Genomic DNA, 19578 nt, shown 5'->3' on the forward strand with positions numbered 1-19578 from the left:
GCGGACGAATTGCGGCACACTCTCGGCGATTGTGTCACCCATATTGTCGAGTATTTACAATGCCCCTGCATCGCGTTCCCCCTATTCTCAAAAGCGTTGCCCTCGTGCGCAACTGGCTGGTCGAAAACGTTCCCTGTACCGATTCGATGCTCGGCTACGACCTGTTCCTCAAACTCGGCAACGACTTCGTCGCCGGCCAGCGCCTGAAACTGTCCGCGCTGGCGCAGGGCCTGCCGTACTCCGCCGAGGAGGTTGCCGCCCAGTTGCGCCGTTTCGAGGAACACGGCCTGGTGGCGCTGGCGAGCGATGCCGACGACGGCCTCGTGGTGGAAGGCACCGAGCGCTTCCTGGCGCTGCTGGACCGCTACGGCCGCGTCTTCGACGCCGTGTTCATCGTGCGCGGCGAATTGCGCGGCCAGCAGTTGCTGGTGTCGTCGAACCAGCCCGAACTCGCCGATTTCGGACGCCTGCTGTACGACCGCATGTATGACCTCGGCTGGCTGTACCTGCACAATTTCGGCAGCGCGTGCTTCCTCATCGCCTCGCTGGCACGGCGCCTGGCCGAACTGCACGGCCACCGCGCCCGCATCGTGTCGGGCCTGGTCGAAGTGGAAAACCAGGGCAATATGTTCCTGCTGGGCGGGCAGGGCTTCGCGAAGCCGGGCCAGATCGACGGCCACGCCGTCTGCGTGATCGACGACGCGCTCGTCCTGGATTTCGGCCTGGGCAACGTACGCAAATCGTACCGGCGCGATTTTTATTGGGGCACGATCGCCGATTACGAGCGCGACGGCGCCGTGTTCGCCCGGCTGACGCTGCCGGACGGCGTCACCATGGCCTGGAAGGACGACTGGCAGTCGCCCAACACCGAGGCCGAGCTGGCCCGCTACGCGCCGCACATCGACGAATTGGCCGCGCAATACGTCGCCCGCTACCGTTGAATCCGGCGCCCTTGCCGGCGCGTCAAGGCAGGTCTGCAACACGGCCGTGCGCATTTGCGCCGGCCCGCTTCAACGCGGGGACGAGCTTGTTACAATGCTGAGCTCTCCCATCCAAGGTTCCCATGTCCAACGCCCCGAATTTCGGCCTGAACGGTCCGCAAAGCGAAGCCGTGCTCTATCTCGACGGTCCCTGCCTGGTGCTGGCCGGCGCCGGCTCGGGCAAGACGCGCGTCATCACGCAGAAGATCGCCTACATGATCGAGCACCGCGGCTACGATCCGCGCACGATCGCCGCGCTCACGTTCACGAACAAGGCCGCGCTCGAAATGCAGGAACGCATCGCCAAGCTGCTGAAACAGCCCAAGCAGGCCAAGCAGCTGACCGTATCGACGTTCCACTCGCTGGGCGTGAAAATCCTGCGCCAGGAAGCGGCCGGCGTCGGCCTGAAGGACCGGTTTTCCATCATGGACAGCGACGACTGCTATACCGTCGTCTCCGACCTCGCCGTCACCACGGATAAACAGGAGATCCGCCGCATCCAGAACGCGATCTCGCTGTGGAAGAACGGCCTCGTTGACCCCGAGGACGCGATCCGCGACGCGCGCGACGAGGACGAGGCCCAGGCCGCCCGCATCTACCGCAGCTATGTCGCGACCTTGCAGGCCTACCAGGCCGTCGACTTCGACGACCTGATCCGCTTGCCGGTGGAATTGTTCCGCAATAACGAGCCGATCCGCGACCGCTGGCAGCGCCGCCTGCGCTACCTGCTGATGGACGAGTACCAGGACACCAACACCTGCCAGTATGAACTGGTGAAACTGATGGTGACGGGCCTCGGCAAGAAGCCGATGTTCACGGCCGTGGGCGACGACGACCAGGCGATCTACGCGTGGCGCGGCGCGTCGGTGGAAAACCTGCGCACCTTGCAGACCGACTTCCCCGACCTGAACGTGATCAAGCTGGAGCAGAACTACCGCTCCACCACGCGCATCCTGCAGGCGGCCAATGCCGTGATCGGCAACAACCCGAAATTGTTCGAGAAATCGCTGTGGTCCGAGCACGGATTGGGCGAGCCCATCAAGGTGCTGGGCATGCCGAACGACGAGACGGAGGCCGACCAGGTCGCGATCATGATCTCGGCCGACCACTTCCAGCGCAAAAATAAATGGTCGGACTTTGCGATCCTGTACCGCGGCAACCACCAGGCCCGCGTGATCGAGCAGGCGCTGCGCAAGGAACGCATCCCGTACACGATCTCGGGCGGCCAGAGTTTTTTCGACAAGGCCGAGATCAAGGACATCATCGCCTACCTGCGCCTGATCGCGAACGAGGGCGACGACCCGGCATTCATCCGCGCGATCACGACCCCCAAGCGCGGCGTCGGCATGACGACCCTGGAGGCGCTGGGCGAATTCTCGAAGCAGTGGAACTGCTCGCTGTTCGAGGCCGCGCTGAAGGGCGGCATCGAAGCCAGGCTGCAGGACCGGCAACTCATTCCGCTGCGCGAATTCTGCCACTTCATCAACGACATGGAAGCACGCGCCACGCGTCCCGGCCCATCCGGCAGCGGCGACAACGCCGCCGAACTGCTCGACGACATGATGAAAGAGATCAATTACGAGCACTACCTGTACGAGAACTTCGACGACCGGGCCGCGCAAGGCAAGTGGCAGAACGTGCTCGAGTTCACCAACTGGCTGAAGGAACGGGGCCGCGGCGGGCGCGACCGCGACGGCGAGGAAAAAAACCTGCTCGAACTGACGCAGATGGTGGCGCTGATGTCCATGCTCGAGGGCCAGGACGAGGAGCCGGACGCCGTGCGCATGTCGACCTTGCACGCCTCGAAGGGCCTCGAATATCCGCACGTCTACCTCGTCGGTTGCGAGGAGGGCATCCTGCCGCACAAGGGCGACCCCGACGACCCTGTCGAAAAGATCGCCGCCCGCATCCAGGAAGAACGCCGCCTGATGTACGTCGGCATCACGCGCGCGCAGCGCAGCCTGCACGTTACCTGGTGCAAGAAGCGCAAGCGGGCGGGCGAGCTCGTGCATTGCGACCCGTCGCGCTTCATCAAGGAAATGGCGCTCGACGTCGGCGACGCGGTCCCCAAGGAAAACGAAGTCATGACGCCCAAGGAACGCCTCGCCAACCTGAAAGCCCTGCTGGCCACGCCCAAGGTCTGACGCACGGCCGGAGGCGCAGGGTGCGCACGATTGAAATTCTTATTTGACTTCAACTGTTGCGCGGGAAATACTTTCACGAATCAATTTTCACGCAGCAAGCATCGTTAATTTAATGGCTACCGTATCCGACATCACGACCACCCCCTTGTCCGGGCTGAACTATATCGATGCCCTGCTCGACACTGGCCCGGACTGGAATTTCCTGACGAATTCCTCGGGCACACCGATCACCACGCTGACCTATACGTTTTCGGTTGCTTCCGGTAACGAAGACGCGGCTTCGGCGCAAACGAATTTCACGGGGTCGGCGCAAGCGTTCTCCGCTTCGCAGCAGGCTGCGACCCGTGCCGCCCTTGCCTATATTTCCAAGCTGACAGGCATCCAGTTTGCCGAGACGAGCGACGGCAACGCCGCGCAGATCCACCTGGCCGATGTCAACCTGGCTGCCAGCAATGTGACCGGCCTGTGCAGCTGGCACAGCAGCTATGGCTACAGCGGCGTCCAGCTGAGCAGCTACGATGCCGATGCCTATGTGTATCTCGACAACGTCGAGTGGAATTTTCAGAACGCCAACCTGACCGCGGGCGGCGAGGGCTACCAGACGTTGCTGCATGAGCTGGGCCATGCGCTCGGCCTGAAGCACCCGTTCGACGACAACATCAACCTGCCGGCATCCGAGGACAACACGTCGAACACGCTGATGTCCTACACCGACGTCGGCGGTCCGTATTCGACTTACCAGCAGGACGACATCGCCGCGCTCATGTGGCTGTACGGCGACGACGGCCTGCGCGGCAAACTGGGCATCAATTCGACAGCGGGCGCCCACTACCTCGTCGGCACCACCGGTGCGGACGTCATCACGGGAACGGGCGCGGACGACAAACTTGAAGGCGACGGAGGAAACGATATGATCGACGGGGGAGCAGGGACCGACACCGCGGTATTCCGCGGCGTACGCAGCAGCTATACCTTCAGCGCGCTGGCCAACGGCAACTTGCAGGTGACCAGCACGAACGGCAGCGATGGGGTCGACACGCTGCACTCGATCGAGGTCCTGCAGTTCGCGGACATGAGCGTCAGCAGCGCGGACGTCGTCAATGCCGACACCACGGCACCCGGCGCGCCCACGCTGGCCGTGACCAAGAACGCCAACGGCTACGCGGCCGGCAGCAATCCGGCCGTCACCGGCGCCGCCGAGGCGAATGCCACGGTCAAGGTCTATACGGCGGACAATACCCTGGTCGGCACGGCCACGGCCGACGCGAGCGGCGTGTGGAGCCTGACGACGACGAAAGCCTTCGTCGACGGCACGGGCTATTCGATCTTTGCTACCGCCACCGACGCCGCCGGCAACACGTCCGCGGCCAGCAGCGCGGTCACCTTCAACATCGACGCGCACGCGCCCGTGATCCCGGTCGCCACGCTGTCCTACACCGAGGGCGGCAACCAGGCCACGTTCAGCGGCACCGGCGAGGCCGGCACGACGATCGAGCTGATTCGCGGCGGCGACTTCGTCGACATCGCCACCACGACCGTCGGCGCCGACGGCAAGTGGAGCGTCACGACGTCGCCGCTCCCCAACGCCACCTATACGGTCAGCGCCGTCTCGGTCGACCTGGCCGACAACGCGACCAGCGCCGCCAGCACCATGGGATTCACCGTGGCCAGCAGCGCCAACCTGGCCGGCACCACCGGCAACGACAAACTGACGGCCACTGCCGGCAACAATGCGATCGACGGCCAGGCCGGCATCGACACGGTCGTCTACGCCGGCCAGCGCGCCAATTACACGGTGGCCAAGGAAACCCTCGGCTTTGGCGTGACGGACAAGGTCGGCGACGGCGGCCATGACGCCGTCATCAACGTCGAGCGCCTGCAATTTTCCGACGGCGCGGTGGCGCTGGACATCAGCGGTTCCGCGGGCCAGGCTTTCCGCCTGTACCAGGCCGCGCTCGACCGCCCGGCGGAAAGCGCCGGCCTGGGCTTCTGGATCTATCAGCTGGACCACGGCCTGACGCTGGACGACATGGTGCAGGACATCATTAAAAACCAGCCGGAATTCACCCAGAAATACGGCGCCAATCCGACCGATGCCCAGTTCGTGAACCTGCTGTACGCCAACGTGCTGCATCGTGCACCCGATGCCGCCGGCTACGATTTCTGGGTGAATGCGCTGGCGCACCACGATACGACGCAGGTCGGCATCGTCAAGTTCTTCAGCGAAAGCCCGGAAAACCAGGCGCAGGTCATCGGCACGATCCAGGACGGCATCGCCTACACGCCCTGGGCGGGCTGAGTTCCCGCCGGTTTCCCGTTTTTCTCCGCAAAGAGCCGCTTTCGAGCGGCTCTTTGCTTTTGCGCGGCGCAGTATTATGCGCCTTTTACTTTTTTATCGAAGGATAGCGACGTGAGCGACGAAAACCGTTTTATCGACATCGAAATCAAGCTGGCCGACCAGGAAAACCTCGTCGACACCCTCAACCGCACGGTCTACGAGCAGGGCCGCCGCATCGATCAACTGGAAGCTATGGTGGCCAAACTTGCCGAACACGTGCGGACCTTGCGCGACGCCGGACAGGGGCCGGTCAACGAGAGGCCGCCGCATTATTGAGTCCACGCCAGGGTGGGGCGCGAAGTCACAATTGGAGAAAGAGTCTGGTTATTCTGGAAATTTAAGGAATCTGATAGTGACTTTGGTTACCAATGAAAGAAGAAACATTATTGCACAAATACATTTTTTGTTTGATTTATGCAACGATTACATTTGAGTAAATTGATTATTTGAGCGGCGTTTTGCGCGCGCTCAAAAAATGCCTTTCGGCATCAAAACCCATGTATTTTCTCTTATTTTTCCGATTTGCAAGAAAATAGGCGCTGTTTTTGGTTATTTTTAGAAAATTTAGAGCGAAAGCAGCGTGCTACATCGATTTTATCAATATGTCATCTTCAATTTTCCTGTCTAATCTGTAATCAAATTTAGCTATACCTTCAGGATGAGCTCAAGGTAGTATCGCGTAAATACATACTGCTCGGCAGTGTGTATTTGGCCCGCAAAAACGTTAAATCGCGGGTTTTTCCTTCTCCAAACGAGGGCTGACACGATGTTCATGCGTAACCTTGAGATGAGCGAATTCGCGCCATCGGCGCCGGCGCCATTGCTCGTCCGTTCCCGGGCGATGCGGTGCCCGGACCGGTACGAACTGAACGTCGCGACCGGTTATTACGACCGCCCGGACATCCTGGATGCGTGGCATCGAATGCTGGCCGTCGCCACCAGCCCGGAAACGCTGTACCAGTCCCCGCAATTCTTCAGCCACCTGATCGACATGTATCGTGGGCAGGATGCGAACTGCGAACTGTTCATCGTCCGCCGCAGCGTCGATTACGCGATCGTCGGCTTCATCCCCGTGCGCACCATCGCGTGCGGCCTCGAGTTCCGCGTCGGCCCGGTGCCGCTGTTCAAACGAACCATGCGCGCCTGCCAGATTCTCGGCAGCGTCCCGTTGCTGGATCCAGCGGAAGAAGGCCTCGCCGAGTTCGTCATTCAGCAATTGCTCGAACGCTATGCGCAGTGCGACGTGCTGTACATGCAGGCCGTTCCGGAAGACGCCGGCGCCGCCCTGGGCGGCATCGCGGGCGTGTCGGCCTATGTCATGAACGGCTGGCGCGCGTGCCATACGCAGCCTCTGCCGGACAGCGTCGACGGCTATCTGCAGAAATTCAGTGCCAAGAAGCGCTACAACCTGTCGCGCCAGGTCCGCCTGCTGACGGAAGCGGCGGGTGCGCTGCAGGTGCTGCGTATCGAGCAACCCGGGCAGATTCCGGCCATGCTCGACGCCATGATCGCCACGGGCGCGTGCCCAGGCGCGGAGCGCGGCGCCGAACAGGCCCGGCTGGAAGGCCTGGCGCGCCACGGCCTGCTGCTGTCCTACGTGATCCGTTGCGGCGACGAGGACGTCGCCGTCGTGTACGGCTCGCGTTCGGCCTCCGTCTGGCACGTCTACAAAATCGCCTGCCTGCAGAAGTATCTGCACCTGTCCGTGGGTACGAGCGCGATCCACCTGGCGGTGCAGGACGTGCTGGCCCATTTCGCGTTCAGGGACATCGATTTCGGCTACGGTACGCCGAGCGCGGAATTCCGCTCGACCCATGTGCTCAAAACGCGCGGGCTCGTGCTGCTGCACCGCGCGCGCAGCCTGACCGCCTTGTCGTTGAAGGTACACGGCATGTACGACGCCATGAACGACGCCCTGATCCGCCAGGTCAAGCGGGCGCAGAAATGGCACGCGCAACGCCGGCAGGCGACCAAAAAGACGTCGCCCAAGGCCGACACGGCGCCGACCGTTTCCTGAGCGCGCCGGACGCGCACCGCCATGGCCGCCGCGTGCGGCCATTTTCTTTTGTGTGCCGCCAGCGGGCAGCCGGCGTTTCTTGTTGTTATTGCCAGTCTGTTATGGGATTATTTTCCGATCCGGCCGACCTGCGCCCCTGGCCCACCAACGACGAGGAACCCACGACATGCCTCTGCCACCCGACGCCAACGCCCCCAGCGATTTTGATTTCATCATCGGCGACTGGCTCGTCAAACACAAACGCCTGAACGCCCGGCTCGCGGGATGCACCGAATGGACGGAATTCGAAGGTCGGACGTCGACGATGAAGATTCTCGGCGGCTTCGGCAACCTCGAAGACAATCTCCTGCATTTTCCCGAAGGCGCCTTCCGCGCCGCCGCCATGCGCTCTTACTGCCCCACGTCGGGCACGTGGTCCATCTGGTGGCTGGACGGCCGCAACCCGACGGCACTCGACACGCCCGTCGTCGGCAGGTTTGCCGATCACGTCGGTCTGTTCTTCGCGGACGACTTCCTGGACGGGCAGCCCATCAAGGTGCGGTTCATCTGGACGGCGCGGCCGGGTGCGCACCCGCGCTGGGAACAGGCGTTTTCGAGTGACCAGGGTCAAACCTGGGAGACGAATTGGGAGATGGAATTCATTCCTGTCGGCGGTGGCGAGGGGTGACGGAATATGCGCCAATAGGTGAGTTACCTGTCATCCACCAACAAATAGGAACACGACACAAATGGATAACGGCCCTCCGGACAAGCGCGGCTTGAAAATCCTGATAGGCCATTACTGGTCGTCTCAAGGCTGGGTTCCCGAGAATGAACGGACCGTGACGCCGGAAGACTTCGAATATGCGAAGTCGAAAGGGCTGATGTTTGATCCGAGAGATGGGCAAGAACCGCCTGGAGGCCTTCAGCGATGGCGTCATCGCCGTCATCATCACCATCCTCGTGCTGGAACTGAAAGTCCCGCACGGCGGGACTTTTCATGAGCTACGTGATGAGTCTCATCGACATCGGCATCTACTGGAACAAGCGCCAGTATGCGGATCACTCACCAGTTTCGGCCTTACCGATGCTGAAGCCTCGACTCACAACTGCCTGACGACAGGATCGGTTATGGCACAAATACACCATTCGGCAGCATGCCTACGTATTTTCGGAGATGGTCTGATACCAGAAGAGATAACTCAGGCTTTGCGATGCGCGCCAACCGTAGCGCAGAGAACTGGTGAGTTGATTCGTTACCAGTCTGGGCGTGAGCGCGTCGTGAGGTGCGGGAACTGGCGATTGGAGGCTGAGTCGGCAGAGCCGGAAAATATCAACGGGCAGGTGCGTTGGCTGTTGTCGCAGGTCGAATCTGACCCTGAGGTGTGGAAGGCGCTGGTACAGCGGTTTGACGTCGATATCTTTTGCGGTCTTTTCATGCAAGAGTCGAACGATGGCATGTCCTTGGCTCCTGACGTCATGGCGCTACTGGGCGAACGAGGGATTCATCTAGCCCTCGACATATACAATGCCAGCGAAGACGACGACGTCACGCCGAGCCAGACTTGAACTCAGCCTTCCCTAACTCTAAAGAAAACACATGGGCAAAAACCGCCTGGAAGCCTTCAGCGACGGCGTCATCGCCGTCATCATCACCATCCTCGTGCTGGAACTCAAAGTCCCGCACGGCGGCACGTTCGACGTGCTGCTGCCGCTATGGCCCGTCTTCATGAGCTACGTGCTCAGTTTCATCTACGTAGGAATTTATTGGAACAACCACCATCACCTGATGCACGCCGTAAAGGAAGTCAGCGGCGGCGTCCTGTGGGCCAATCTGCACTTGCTGTTCTGGTTGTCGCTGATCCCGTTCGTCACCGCGTGGATGGGCGAGAACCATTTCGAGACCGGGCCGACCGCGGCGTATGGCTTCGTCCTGTTCATGTGCTCGGTTGCGTATCTGCTGCTGGTCAAAAGACTGATCGCCAATCATCCGAAGAACGCCAAGCTGGCTGAGGCAATCGGCAACGATCGCAAGGGCAAGCTGTCGTGCGTCCTGTACCTGGCCGGCGTGGCGCTGGCGTGGTTTGCCGCCTGGCTCGGATTCCTGGTCTATGCGGCCGTGGCGATCGTATGGCTGATTCCGGACCGGCGCATCGAGGAAAAAGTCGCCGAGGAGACCGAGCAGGAAGAGCAATCCGAACGGGGTTGAGCATCTCCGGAACTCCTTTTTTTCGGCCGTAAATATGTAACATACGGCAATATCCCTGCTATGCTTTGCGGGCACTGCCGCCGGGCTCGCCCGGCGGTTTCCATTCCGGTGTCCGTACGTGATCGATAAACCGCACGGCGCGGATGGGTGTGCGCGTAGCACAAAAAGAGATTGGCCCGTGGCACAAGCATGGGCGGATCCGACAACCCTCCGGAGATCCCAAAGAATGAACCGTTCGCACATCCTGGCCGTCGCTGTTACCGCAGCCGTCGCCAACCTGGCCTATGCCGCCCCCGCTTCGCTGCTGCCGGCGTCCAATCCGTTCGCCAAGCCGAGCACCCTGCAATACCAGTACCCGGCCTTCGACAAGATCAAGAACGACGATTTCGCGCCGGCGTTCGACGAAGGCATGCGCCAGCAGTCGCTGGAAATCGACGCCATCGCCAATAACAAGGCGGCGCCGACCTTCGACAACACGATCGTCGCGATGGAGCGTTCGGGCCAGCTGCTGAACCGCGTCTCGACCACGTTCTTCAACCTGGTCGGCTGCAACACCAATCCGACCCTCGACGCGCTCGACAAGGATCTCGCGCCGAAGCTGGCCGCCCACACCGACAAGATCCGCCTGAACGACAAGCTCTACAAGCGCATCCAGACCCTGTACGACAAACGCGCCAAGCTGCACCTCGATCCGGAATCGGCCTACCTGCTCGAGCGCTACCACACCGACTTCGTGCGCGCCGGCGCCAAACTGTCCGCCGCCGACAAGGAAACGCTGAAGGCGTATAACGGCAAGATCGCCGCCCTGCAGACCCAGTTCAGCCAGAACGTGCTCAAGGAAGCGAACGCGTCGGCACTCGTCGTCGACACCCGCGCGGAACTGGCCGGCATGTCGGACAAGGCGATCGACGCCGCCGCCGCGCTGGCGAAGAAGGATGGGCTGGACGGCAAGTTCAAGGTGCCGGTCGTGAACACGACGCAGCAGGCGCCGCTGTCCGTGCTGACCAACCGCGCCACGCGCGAGAAACTGCTGGCGCTGTCGCTGGCACGCGGCAGCCATGGCGGAGACTATGACAATCGCCAGATCGTGCTGGACCTGGTCAAAGCACGCGCCGAGCGCGCCAAGCTGCTCGGTTATCCGAGCCACGCCGCCTACATGCTGGAAGACCAGACCGCCAAGACGACGGGCGCCGTCAACCAGCTGCTGGCCGAGTTCGCCAAGCCGGCCGTGCGCAACGCGAAAAAGGAAGCGGCCGAGATCCAGAAGGTCATCGATGCCGAAGGCGGCAAGTTCCAGGCTACCGCTTACGACTGGAACTATTACACCGACAAGGTGCGCCAGGCCCGCTACGCGTTCGACGAAAACCAGCTGCGTCCGTATTTCGAGTACAACAACGTGCTGTTGAACGGCGTGTTCTATGCCGCCAACAAGGAATATGGCATCACGTTCAAGGAACGCCACGACCTGCCGGTGTACAACCCGGACGTGCGCGTGTTCGACGTGTTCGATGCCGACGGCAAGCAGCTCGCGATCTTCCTGCACGATCCGTACGCCCGCTCGAACAAGCGCGGCGGCGCGTGGATGAATGCGTACGTCGGCCAGAACAAGCTGATGGGCACGCATCCGGTCATCGCCAACCACCTGAACATCCCGAAGCCGGCCGCCGGCGAGCCGACCCTGCTGACGTATGACGAAGTGCGCACGATGTTCCACGAGTTCGGCCATGCACTGCACGGCATGTTCTCGAACGTGAAATACCCGCGCTTCTCGGGCACCCGCGTGCCGCGCGACTACGTCGAGTTCCCGTCGCAGGTCAACGAGATGTGGATGGCCTGGCCGGAAGTGCTGGCGAATTATGCCAAGCACTACCAGACGGGCGCGCCGATGCCGAAGGAGCTGCTGGATAAAGTCCAGGCATCGTCGAAGTTCAACGAGGGCTACCGCACGACCGAGTACCTGGCCGCGTCGATCCTCGACCAGAAATGGCATCAGCTGGGCGCCGACCAGATCCCGGCCGACGTGCCGGGCTTCGAGGCGACCGCGCTGCATGACGCCGGCGTCGACTTCCCGCTCGTCCCGCCGCGCTACCGCACGACCTATTTCTCGCACGTGTTCTCGGGCGGCTACTCGGCCGGCTACTACGGCTACCTGTGGGCCGAGAAGCTGGACGCCGACACCGTCGAGTGGTTCAAGGAAAACGGCGGCCTGCTGCGCAAGAACGGCGACCGCTTCCGCCAGATGCTGCTGTCGCGCGGCGGCACGATGGATGCGATGGAGATGTACCGCAACTTCCGCGGCCGCGACGCGAAGATCGAGCCGCTGCTGGAGCGCCGCGGCCTGACGGGCGAGTAAGCCGCACGCGCGCGCCGTTCCCGCCGCGGCGGGGACGGCGTTTTATTTATCACGCGTAAACACCGCCGCGCGCCAATCCTCCCCCATCAGGTATAAACTTTCTCACAACACTCTACTGTGAGAAAGCCATGCTGCCCGATAACGAAGACACCCTGAAAGCGCACCTGAAAGCCCTGCACCGCAGTCTCGAGGAGCGGGGCGAGGTCGACGACGAACTGGAAATGCTGCTGCGCCAGCTCGATGGCGACATCAAGCACGTACTCGACAGGCGCGCCCAGGACCCCGACGCGACGACGTACGGCCTGGCCTCGCGGACGCAGGAGCTGACGGCCCGGTTCGCCATCCGCCATCCGCACCTGGAACCGGCCCTGCGCGAGCTCGGCAACATCCTGGCGAGCATGGGGATTTGACACAAGCCATTGAAAATTAAGCCATTTTTACGACGATCGGCAGATTAATACAGCGTTTTCCGGTAAAATGCCGGCCAATGAACTCCCCTGCCAATCTTTTCGCGAACGTCGCCAAACGTTCCAGCCGCGCCCCTGCCGCCCCGTTCCTGCCCATGTCTCGTGCCGAGATGGACAAACTGGGCTGGGATTCGTGCGACATCATCCTGATCACGGGCGACGCCTACATCGACCATCCGAGTTTCGGCATGGCCCTCGTCGGCCGCCTGCTGGAAGCGCAGGGGTATCGCGTCGGCATCATCAGCCAGCCGGACTGGACCTCGGTGGAACCGTTCCGCGCGCTGGGCAAGCCGAATCTGTACTGGGGCATCACGGCCGGCAATATGGATTCGATGGTCAACCGCTATACGGCCGACCGCAAGATCCGCTCGGACGACGCCTACACGCCGAATGGCGAGCCGAATAAACGTCCGGACCGCGCCGTGACCGTGTACTGCCAGCGCGCGCGCGAAGCGTTTCCGGGCGTGCCCGTCATCGCCGGCAGCATCGAGGCGTCGCTGCGCCGCATCGCGCACTTCGATTACTGGTCGGACAAGGTGCGCCGCTCCGTGCTGTTCGAATCGAAGGCCGACCTCGTCATCTTCGGTAACGCCGAACGCGCGCTCGTCGACATCACCCGGCGCATCGCGGCGGGCGAGAACGTCAAGACCATCCGCGACGTGCGCGGCACGGCCTTCCTCGTGCCGCATGGCTGGCTGCCGGACGAGGAGTGGACCGTGCACAATTCCACGCGCGTGGACGTGCCGGGCCGCATCGACGCGCAACCGAATCCGTACGCGATGGCGCTGGAAGATCCGAAGCAGTGTGCGCTCGACAACGCCGCGCCGGAACCGGCAGTGAAGCCGATCGTCATCATGACGCGCGAGGAACGCCAGGCCGCCGCGAAGGAAAAGGCGCGCAAGACCGTCGTGCGCCTGCCGAGTTTCGAAACCGTCAGCGAAGACCCGGTGATGTATGCGCACGCGTCGCGCGTGTTCCACCTGGAATCGAATCCGGGCAATGCGCGCGCCCTCGTGCAGCAGCACGGCGACCGCGACGTCTGGCTGAACGCGCCCCCGCTGCCGCTCGCGATGGACGAGATGGACGGCGTCTACGACCTGCCGTACGCGCGCGCGCCGCACCCGAGCTACGGCAAGGCGCACATCCCGGCCTGGGAAATGATCCGGTATTCGGTGAACATCATGCGCGGCTGCTTCGGCGGCTGCACGTTCTGCTCGATCACGGAGCACGAGGGCCGCATCATCCAGAGCCGTTCGGAACCGTCGATCCTGCGCGAGATCGAGCTGATCCGCGACACGACGAAGAACTTCGCCGGCACCATCACGGACCTGGGCGGCCCGACCGCGAACATGTACCGTCTCGCGTGCAAGGACAAGAAGATCGAGGAAAGCTGCCGCCGCCTGTCGTGCGTGTATCCGACCATCTGCAGCAACCTGGGGACGGACCACAGCAAGCTGATCTCGCTGTACCGCAAGGCGCGCGCGATCCCCGGCATCAAGAAGATCCTGATCGGCTCGGGCCTGCGCTACGACCTCGCCGTGCGCTCGCCGGAATACGTCAAGGAACTGGTCACGCACCACGTCGGCGGCCTGCTCAAGATCGCACCGGAGCACACGGAAGAGGCCACGCTTTCCAAGATGATGAAGCCGGGCATCGGCGCCTATGACGAGTTCAAGGCGTTGTTCGACAAGTACTCGAAGGAAGCGGGCAAGAAGCAATACCTGATCCCGTACTTCATCGCCGCGCACCCGGGCTCGACCGACGAGGACATGCTGAACCTGGCCCTCTGGCTCAAAAAGAACAATTTCCACCTCGACCAGGTGCAGACGTTCACGCCGACCCCGATGGCGATGGCGACGACGATGTACCACTCAGGTAAAAATCCGCTGCACAAGGTCACCGAGGATTCGGAAGACGTCGTCACGGCCAAGAGCGGCAAGACCCGCAAGCTTCACAAGGCGTTCCTGCGCTACTACGATCCGGAAAACTGGCCGGTCCTGCGCGAAGGTCTCAAGCGCATGGGCCGCGGCGACCTGATCGGCAACGGCGAGCGCCACCTGGTGCCGCCGGCCGGCGCCGAACCGGACGCCGCGCCGCAGCGTGGCGGCGAACGCCGTCCGCCGGCGGGCCCGCGCAACGACGCGCCGAAAGGCCGCGTGATCGAGGTGGCAACCCGGCGCAACGGGCGCGGCGGCGAGCGCCGCGGCGAACCGGCACCGTTCATGGCGCCGCCGTCCAAGGCGAAGGCGGGCATCCTGTCGACCATCAAGTCCAAGCCCAAGGCAGGGCGTAAATAAACACACACCGGGGTCAGAGCCCGTTTTTTGGCAATAGCTCAAAAGCCATTGCCTAAATTCGGGCTCTGACCCCGGTGTTCTTTATACGCTCAGGTCGGCGCTCGCCTGCTTGTCCCGCAACCGGCGCGCATACCGGTGCCGCGCCCTGAGCCGCGGATTGGTCATGAGTCTGCCCATGGTCTCGCCGACCACCATCACGACGCCCAGCAGCGGCAGCACGAGCATCAGGCCGGCCACGCCGGACAGCGCGCCGCCGATGAAGATCATCAGCACCGTCACCAGGGGGTGGATGTGCAGGCTGCGGCCCAGGGTCAGCGGCATGAAGACGAAGTCGTCCAGCAGGCGGGCCAGGATGAAGACGACGATCGCGCCGTAGGCGATCAGCGGGTTGGCCGGGGCGTCCGTGGCGGCGACGACCACGACCATCATGCAGCCCACGATCGAGCCGACGAACGGCACCCACGCCAGCAGCGCGGAGATCAATCCCAGCACCAGCGGCGACGAGACGCCGATCACCCACAGGCCGAAGCCGAGCACGATGGTGTCCAGTACGGTCAGCCTCAGTAAGCCTTCGAAGTAGCGGCGTGCCGTCTGGTCGACCTGGTGCAGCAGGAACAATGTGCGTTCGAAATAAGCGTTCGGCACGGCGCGCGCGAGGAATTTTTTGAAGCGCAGGCCGTCGCGCAGGAAGAAGAAGGCGAGGAACGGGGCCAGCAGCAGCGACGGCAACCAGCCGGCCGCGCCCAGCAGGATGGACGTCAGGTGGCGCTGGGCGAAATTGTCCGTATAAGCCTTGAAGCGCTTGTTGACGATCGCGGTCAGGTGCATCTCGGCCAGGATGGGGAACTTGGCTTCCAGCAGCGTCATCGTGTTGCGCACGAAGGCGACGCCGCCGTCCAGGTACAGGGCGCCCGTCTTGTGCCAGCTGTCGGCGTCGCCGGGGGATGCGGTCCAGGTCATCGCCGCCATCAGCAGCAGGGCGCTGGCGCCGTAGAACACGGCGCACACGAGCGTGGCCGAGACGTTGCGGGTAAAACCGGCGCGCAGCAGCCGTTGCATCGGGCCAAGCAGGATGTAATACAAGACGGTGCCGAGGATGAACGGCAGCACCAGCCACAGCATGTGTTCGAGCAGCACCAGCAGTAAACAGGTGATGCCGACGATGCCGATCCAGACGAACGGGCCGTTGCGCTCGTCGCGGAGGGGGGCGTGGATCACAGGGCCTCCACCTGGGCGTGGCCGTCGAGCCAGCCGCGCAGGCGCTGGCCGATGTGGCGCGCCAGTGCGAGCGAGATCTTGTAGCCGATCACGGCATCCGTTTCCATCAAGGCCAGGAAGTCGTCGCGGAAGAATACGGCCAGTTCGCAGGCGTCGAGGGCGCGTACCTGGGCGCTGCGTGGCGAATTGTCCAGCAGGGCCAAGTCGCCGAAGAAACTGCCCGCTCCAAGGTCGCCGACTATCTGGCGGCCCCTGCTGTGGCTGCGGCTGATCTGCACGCGGCCACTCATCACCAGATACAGGGCCTGGCCCTCCTCGCCCTCGTCGAACACGATTTCGTCCGGCAGGTAGCGGCGTTCGTGCATGAGGCCGTCGACGAACTTGATTTCCAGGGGCTTGAGGGAACGGAACAGTGGCGTGTTCTGCAGCCGGAGCTGACGGGGGGACAACGTGTGCGATTTGAGGAAACCAAAGATCACGAAAGCTCCGGGACAATGCAGCAGAGTAGCTGTACGTCAATTATGAACGATTCATTTGTGCTTGCGCAGCTACTACGCAACGCTCGGCAATCACGGTGCATATCGCTCAACAGTTGATATGAATCATGCGTGCGCGCGATTGAAAAACGTGTAATATAATTCCTTTGGGAAATATTCCTTACATTAATGGCATCATCTCACCACTTCCGACCAGGAGGAACCGAGTGATCGATATCCAGACCTTCATGCTGGCGCTTGGCGTCGGTAACACGGCGTTTGCCCTGCTGATGGCGGGCTATATGCGCGGCGCCGTACCGAATCCCGCGTTGCGCACCTGGATGTGGGCGCGCCTGTCGTCCGGGCTGGCGCAGATCTGCTGCTGGATGGCGCCGCATGCCGGACTGCCCATCGCCGAGGAACTGGCCGCCTTCGGCTGGGTTGGCGGTGTCGCGCTGGAACTGGCGTCGTATTGCGTGTTCTTCGGGTTCCGCAACTGGCACCGGGTGCTTGCGCCGGCCGCCGTCGCGGCCCTGCTCATCGTCGCCGCCGCGGCGATGGCGCAGGCGTCGCGCGAGCAGATGACGCAGGTGGTGGCCGTGATCGTCGCCCTGTTCGCGTCCGGCGCCGCCGCCATCCTGCTGCGGCCCCAGGCCGACGCCCCGCTGCTGCAGCGTGTCATCGGCGCCAACGATGCCCTGTTCGCCATCGCGATCTGGACCTGGATGGCCGTGGCCAACGGCGGCGTCGGCATGTTCGATGCGAATCCGGTGTATGGCTTTGCCTATCTGGCGAGCTATTTACTGATGATCGTCAATGGGTTCGGCTTCTTGTTGTTGTGTAAGCTCAAGGACGACCAGCGCATGCACCACCTGGCCACGATCGACGGCTTGACCGAGATGCTGAATCGCCGCGCCTTTTTCGAACGGGCCGAAAAGGCGCGCCAGCAGGCTGTGCGCCTGCGCAAGCCGATCGCGCTGATGATGCTCGACCTCGACCATTTCAAACAGCTCAACGACGGCTTCGGCCATGCCTGCGGCGACGAGGCCCTGCGCCTGTTCGCCGACACCGCCCGCGCGCGCCTGCGCGACAGCGACGTGATGGGCCGGCTGGGCGGCGAGGAATTCGCGCTGGCGATGCCGGGCACGTCGCTGGCGGGCGCGCAACACGCGGCGGAACGCCTGCGCGCCGCCGTCGCCGAGGCACCGGGACTGGCCTGCGCCGCGACCTATCGCATGACGGTCAGCATCGGCGTCGTGATGATCGATCCGAACGAGGAATTGACGGCCGCCCTGGCGCGCGCCGATCACGCCTTGTATGCGGCCAAGACGGGCGGACGCAACCGCGTCGAGATCGGCGGACCGCTCCTCAAGCGGGCCTGAACCGCCGGCGTTCACAGCACACCGGGTTGCGCGTCCAGGTCGAGCGTGGCCGTGGGCGGGATGCGCAGGTCCAGGTGGCTCGTCAGCACGATGCAGCGGTTGTCCGCGTGCGCGCGGCGCGTCAATGCCGTCTCCAGCACGTCGACCGCCTGCACGTCCAGGCCGTTGAACGGTTCGTCCACCAGCAGCAGGCGCGCCGGCAGGGCGAGCGCCAGCGCCAGTTGCAGCTTCTTGTATTGGCCCAGCGACAGGCCCGCGACCGGCTGGCCGCCGATGTCGGCGATGTGAAAAGCGTCCAGGTGGCGGCCCAGTGCGTCGCGGTCGGCGTCGGCGTAGAGCGCCAGGTGCAGTTCGAGCCATTCGCGCGTCGTCAGCCAGTCCAGTGCCGGCGCTTCTCCGCCGCAATAAAAGCTCAGGCGCCGGTAGGCGAGCGCATCCGTTGCGCTGTCCAGGCCGTCCAGGCGGATGTGGCCGCGGCTTGGCGCCAGCGCGCCGCCCAGCAGTTTTAATAATGTCGTCTTGCCGCGGCCGTTGCGGCCGCGCAGCCAGGTGAGGCCGGGGCCGAGCTGCAGGTTCAGCCCGACGAAGACGCTGCGCGTCGCAAAGTGAAAACCGAGGTTCTCGACGGCGACGGATGGACTCATTCCCATAATTTGCTTCCGGTGGCGCACAACAGCATGATGGCGAGCGCGACGAGCGCCATGCGGCCGCGTGCCGTGAAGGGAGGCGTCAGCACGAGCAGCGGCGCAATGCCCCAGGCCAATGCGAGGTAGAGGTGGCCGGCCGTGCCGTGCCACGCACCGGCCGCCGAGCCGATGCCGGTCAGCATGGCCAGCGCGGGCGTCAGGATCAGCAACGTCATGGCACGCGCGTGCCGGGCCAATGCGGCAACGTCGATGGGCCAGCCGGCCGCCGGCACCCGCACGCGTGCCAGCTGGGTCCGCAGCGCCTGGTCGGCGTCGTGCACGAGCAAGACCAGCAGGATGCTCGTCAGCACCGCGCCGAGCGCGCGCGGCATGGCCTGCGGCCCCATCATCCACAGCGCGGCGGCGCCGGCGGTGGCGGCCAGCAGCACGCACTGGCGCGCGCCGGCGATGGTGCCGCGCCACAGCGGCAGCCAGAACAGCCGGCGCCACAGGTACAGCGCGCCGATGCGGGACGCGCGCGGGTGGGTGCCGGCAACGGCAACGGCCGGCGCCCGGTGCGCAGGTTGCGGGAGGCCGGCGCCGCGTACGAGCAGCACGGTGGCGCACGTCCAGGTCAGCAGGAAGGACAGCACGGTCCCGGCGACGGCGCGCGGCGGCGCCAGCCAGTCGGGACGTTGATACAACCAGACCGCCAGCGAGGCCACGTACGCGAGGCCCAGCGGCCCGGTCAACAGGGTGGCGACAACGGCGGAGGCGCGCAGCAGCAGGCCGGGCGGCACCGGCAACGGATGCAGCCACGCGCGCACGTGCGCGGGCATGACGCGGGACCGCAACAGCACGACGGGCAGGCTCATCGCGACACCATGCAGGCACAGCAGGGGCAGGGCGAGCGGCAGCGGTTCGGCGGCCGCGAGCATCGCGGGCATGGCGGCAAAAGCGAGCAGGCCGACGAGGGTCGGACCCAGCACGAACATGACGATCTCGGCGGAGCCGCGCAGGCGCGCGGCCAGTTGCGCCAGGGCGTGGCGGGCGAGACGGAGACGGAACCGGGTGTAGGGATGCGTCATCGAT

Annotated in this window: 16 protein-coding genes and 1 pseudogene; 13 read left to right on the top strand and 4 right to left on the bottom strand. The window is 63.7% G+C overall.

All coding sequences use genetic code 11. The annotated features are described in order from the left end of the window. The first annotated feature begins 59 nt into the window (after positions 1–59). The 12 genes and pseudogenes from ASC93_RS04570 to ASC93_RS04620 all read left to right on the top strand — a co-directional run bounded on the left by ASC93_RS04570 (position 60) and on the right by ASC93_RS04620 (position 14784). Positions 60–941 carry a hypothetical protein gene (locus ASC93_RS04570; RefSeq protein WP_157201746.1) on the top strand — a complete coding sequence of 294 codons (882 nt, stop codon included), beginning with the start codon at positions 60–62 and terminating at the stop codon, positions 939–941. 122 nt (positions 942–1063) lie between these two features. Then, positions 1064–3124, top strand: coding sequence for a UvrD-helicase domain-containing protein (locus ASC93_RS04575; RefSeq protein WP_056437771.1), 2061 nt, complete (start codon positions 1064–1066; stop codon positions 3122–3124). Positions 3125–3236: 112 nt separating this feature from the next. Further along, entirely contained in the window at positions 3237–5423 is a 2187-nt protein-coding gene (locus ASC93_RS04580) for a DUF4214 domain-containing protein (protein WP_157201747.1), read from the top strand. A gap of 111 nt (positions 5424–5534) precedes the next feature. Further along, the gene (locus ASC93_RS04585) at positions 5535–5738 is read left to right on the top strand and encodes a SlyX family protein (RefSeq protein ID WP_056437778.1); all 204 of its coding nucleotides are present in this window, start codon (positions 5535–5537) and stop codon (positions 5736–5738) included. 496 nt (positions 5739–6234) lie between these two features. After that, a complete protein-coding gene (locus ASC93_RS04590) occupies positions 6235–7479 on the top strand; it encodes a GNAT family N-acetyltransferase (RefSeq protein WP_162251793.1) in 1245 nt (414 codons plus the stop codon). 166 nt (positions 7480–7645) lie between these two features. Continuing rightward, positions 7646–8146, top strand: a complete 501-nt coding sequence (locus tag ASC93_RS04595; RefSeq protein ID WP_056437783.1) for a hypothetical protein — start codon at positions 7646–7648, stop codon at positions 8144–8146. A 212-nt stretch (positions 8147–8358) separates the two neighbouring features. Beyond that, positions 8359–8503, top strand: a pseudogene (locus tag ASC93_RS29440) (TMEM175 family protein); the annotation flags it as partial. Between the two features lie 86 nt (positions 8504–8589). Next, positions 8590–9027, top strand: a complete 438-nt coding sequence (locus ASC93_RS04600; RefSeq protein ID WP_082547768.1) for a DUF4279 domain-containing protein — start codon at positions 8590–8592, stop codon at positions 9025–9027. Positions 9028–9058: 31 nt separating this feature from the next. After that, entirely contained in the window at positions 9059–9667 is a 609-nt protein-coding gene (locus tag ASC93_RS04605; protein ID WP_056437786.1) for a TMEM175 family protein, read from the top strand. A gap of 226 nt (positions 9668–9893) precedes the next feature. Beyond that, entirely contained in the window at positions 9894–12020 is a 2127-nt protein-coding gene (locus tag ASC93_RS04610) for a M3 family metallopeptidase (RefSeq protein ID WP_056437789.1), read from the top strand. Positions 12021–12148: 128 nt separating this feature from the next. Then, positions 12149–12430, top strand: a complete 282-nt coding sequence (locus ASC93_RS04615; RefSeq protein ID WP_056437793.1) for a DUF4404 family protein — start codon at positions 12149–12151, stop codon at positions 12428–12430. Between the two features lie 77 nt (positions 12431–12507). Beyond that, positions 12508–14784, top strand: a complete 2277-nt coding sequence (locus tag ASC93_RS04620) for a YgiQ family radical SAM protein (protein WP_082547769.1) — start codon at positions 12508–12510, stop codon at positions 14782–14784. 81 nt (positions 14785–14865) lie between these two features. Here the strand turns inward: ASC93_RS04620 and ASC93_RS04625 are convergent, their stop codons facing one another. Both ASC93_RS04625 and ASC93_RS04630 read right to left on the bottom strand, forming a co-directional pair. After that, complete coding sequence (locus ASC93_RS04625; protein ID WP_157201748.1) at positions 14866–16002, bottom strand: AI-2E family transporter; 1137 nt, start codon at positions 16000–16002, stop codon at positions 14866–14868. Beyond that, positions 15999–16481 (bottom strand): cyclic nucleotide-binding domain-containing protein, encoded by a 483-nt coding sequence (locus ASC93_RS04630; protein ID WP_056437798.1) that lies wholly within the window; start codon positions 16479–16481, stop codon positions 15999–16001. The genes ASC93_RS04625 and ASC93_RS04630 overlap by 4 nt, the downstream gene beginning before the upstream one ends. Positions 16482–16705: 224 nt before the next feature. Between ASC93_RS04630 and ASC93_RS04635 the strand changes: the two genes are divergently transcribed. Beyond that, a complete protein-coding gene (locus ASC93_RS04635; protein WP_056437803.1) occupies positions 16706–17860 on the top strand; it encodes a GGDEF domain-containing protein in 1155 nt (384 codons plus the stop codon). An 11-nt stretch (positions 17861–17871) separates the two neighbouring features. Here the strand turns inward: ASC93_RS04635 and ASC93_RS04640 are convergent, their stop codons facing one another. Both ASC93_RS04640 and ASC93_RS04645 read right to left on the bottom strand, forming a co-directional pair. After that, the gene (locus tag ASC93_RS04640; RefSeq protein WP_229412594.1) at positions 17872–18504 is read right to left on the bottom strand and encodes an ATP-binding cassette domain-containing protein; all 633 of its coding nucleotides are present in this window, start codon (positions 18502–18504) and stop codon (positions 17872–17874) included. Then, positions 18501–19574, bottom strand: coding sequence for a hypothetical protein (locus ASC93_RS04645; RefSeq protein WP_056437809.1), 1074 nt, complete (start codon positions 19572–19574; stop codon positions 18501–18503). The genes ASC93_RS04640 and ASC93_RS04645 overlap by 4 nt, the downstream gene beginning before the upstream one ends. Positions 19575–19578 lie beyond the last annotated feature (4 nt).

The organism is Massilia sp. Root335, assembly GCF_001425685.1.
Lineage (GTDB): Bacteria > Pseudomonadota > Gammaproteobacteria > Burkholderiales > Burkholderiaceae_D > Telluria > Telluria luteola.

Bases quoted from the DNA above. Each gene is read 5' to 3' on its own strand.
- ASC93_RS04570 (WP_157201746.1), top strand. From the start codon at position 60: ATGCCCCTGCATCGCGTTCCCCCTATTCTCAAAAGCGTTGCCCTCGTG.
- ASC93_RS04575 (WP_056437771.1), top strand. From the start codon at position 1,064: ATGTCCAACGCCCCGAATTTCGGCCTGAACGGTCCGCAAAGCGAAGCC.
- ASC93_RS04580 (WP_157201747.1), top strand. From the start codon at position 3,237: ATGGCTACCGTATCCGACATCACGACCACCCCCTTGTCCGGGCTGAAC.
- ASC93_RS04590 (WP_162251793.1), top strand. From the start codon at position 6,235: ATGCGTAACCTTGAGATGAGCGAATTCGCGCCATCGGCGCCGGCGCCA.
- ASC93_RS04595 (WP_056437783.1), top strand. From the start codon at position 7,646: ATGCCTCTGCCACCCGACGCCAACGCCCCCAGCGATTTTGATTTCATC.
- ASC93_RS04600 (WP_082547768.1), top strand. From the start codon at position 8,590: ATGGCACAAATACACCATTCGGCAGCATGCCTACGTATTTTCGGAGAT.
- ASC93_RS04605 (WP_056437786.1), top strand. From the start codon at position 9,059: ATGGGCAAAAACCGCCTGGAAGCCTTCAGCGACGGCGTCATCGCCGTC.
- ASC93_RS04610 (WP_056437789.1), top strand. From the start codon at position 9,894: ATGAACCGTTCGCACATCCTGGCCGTCGCTGTTACCGCAGCCGTCGCC.
- ASC93_RS04615 (WP_056437793.1), top strand. From the start codon at position 12,149: ATGCTGCCCGATAACGAAGACACCCTGAAAGCGCACCTGAAAGCCCTG.
- ASC93_RS04620 (WP_082547769.1), top strand. From the start codon at position 12,508: ATGAACTCCCCTGCCAATCTTTTCGCGAACGTCGCCAAACGTTCCAGC.
- ASC93_RS04640 (WP_229412594.1), bottom strand. From the start codon at position 18,504: ATGAGTCCATCCGTCGCCGTCGAGAACCTCGGTTTTCACTTTGCGACG.
- ASC93_RS04645 (WP_056437809.1), bottom strand. From the start codon at position 19,574: ATGACGCATCCCTACACCCGGTTCCGTCTCCGTCTCGCCCGCCACGCC.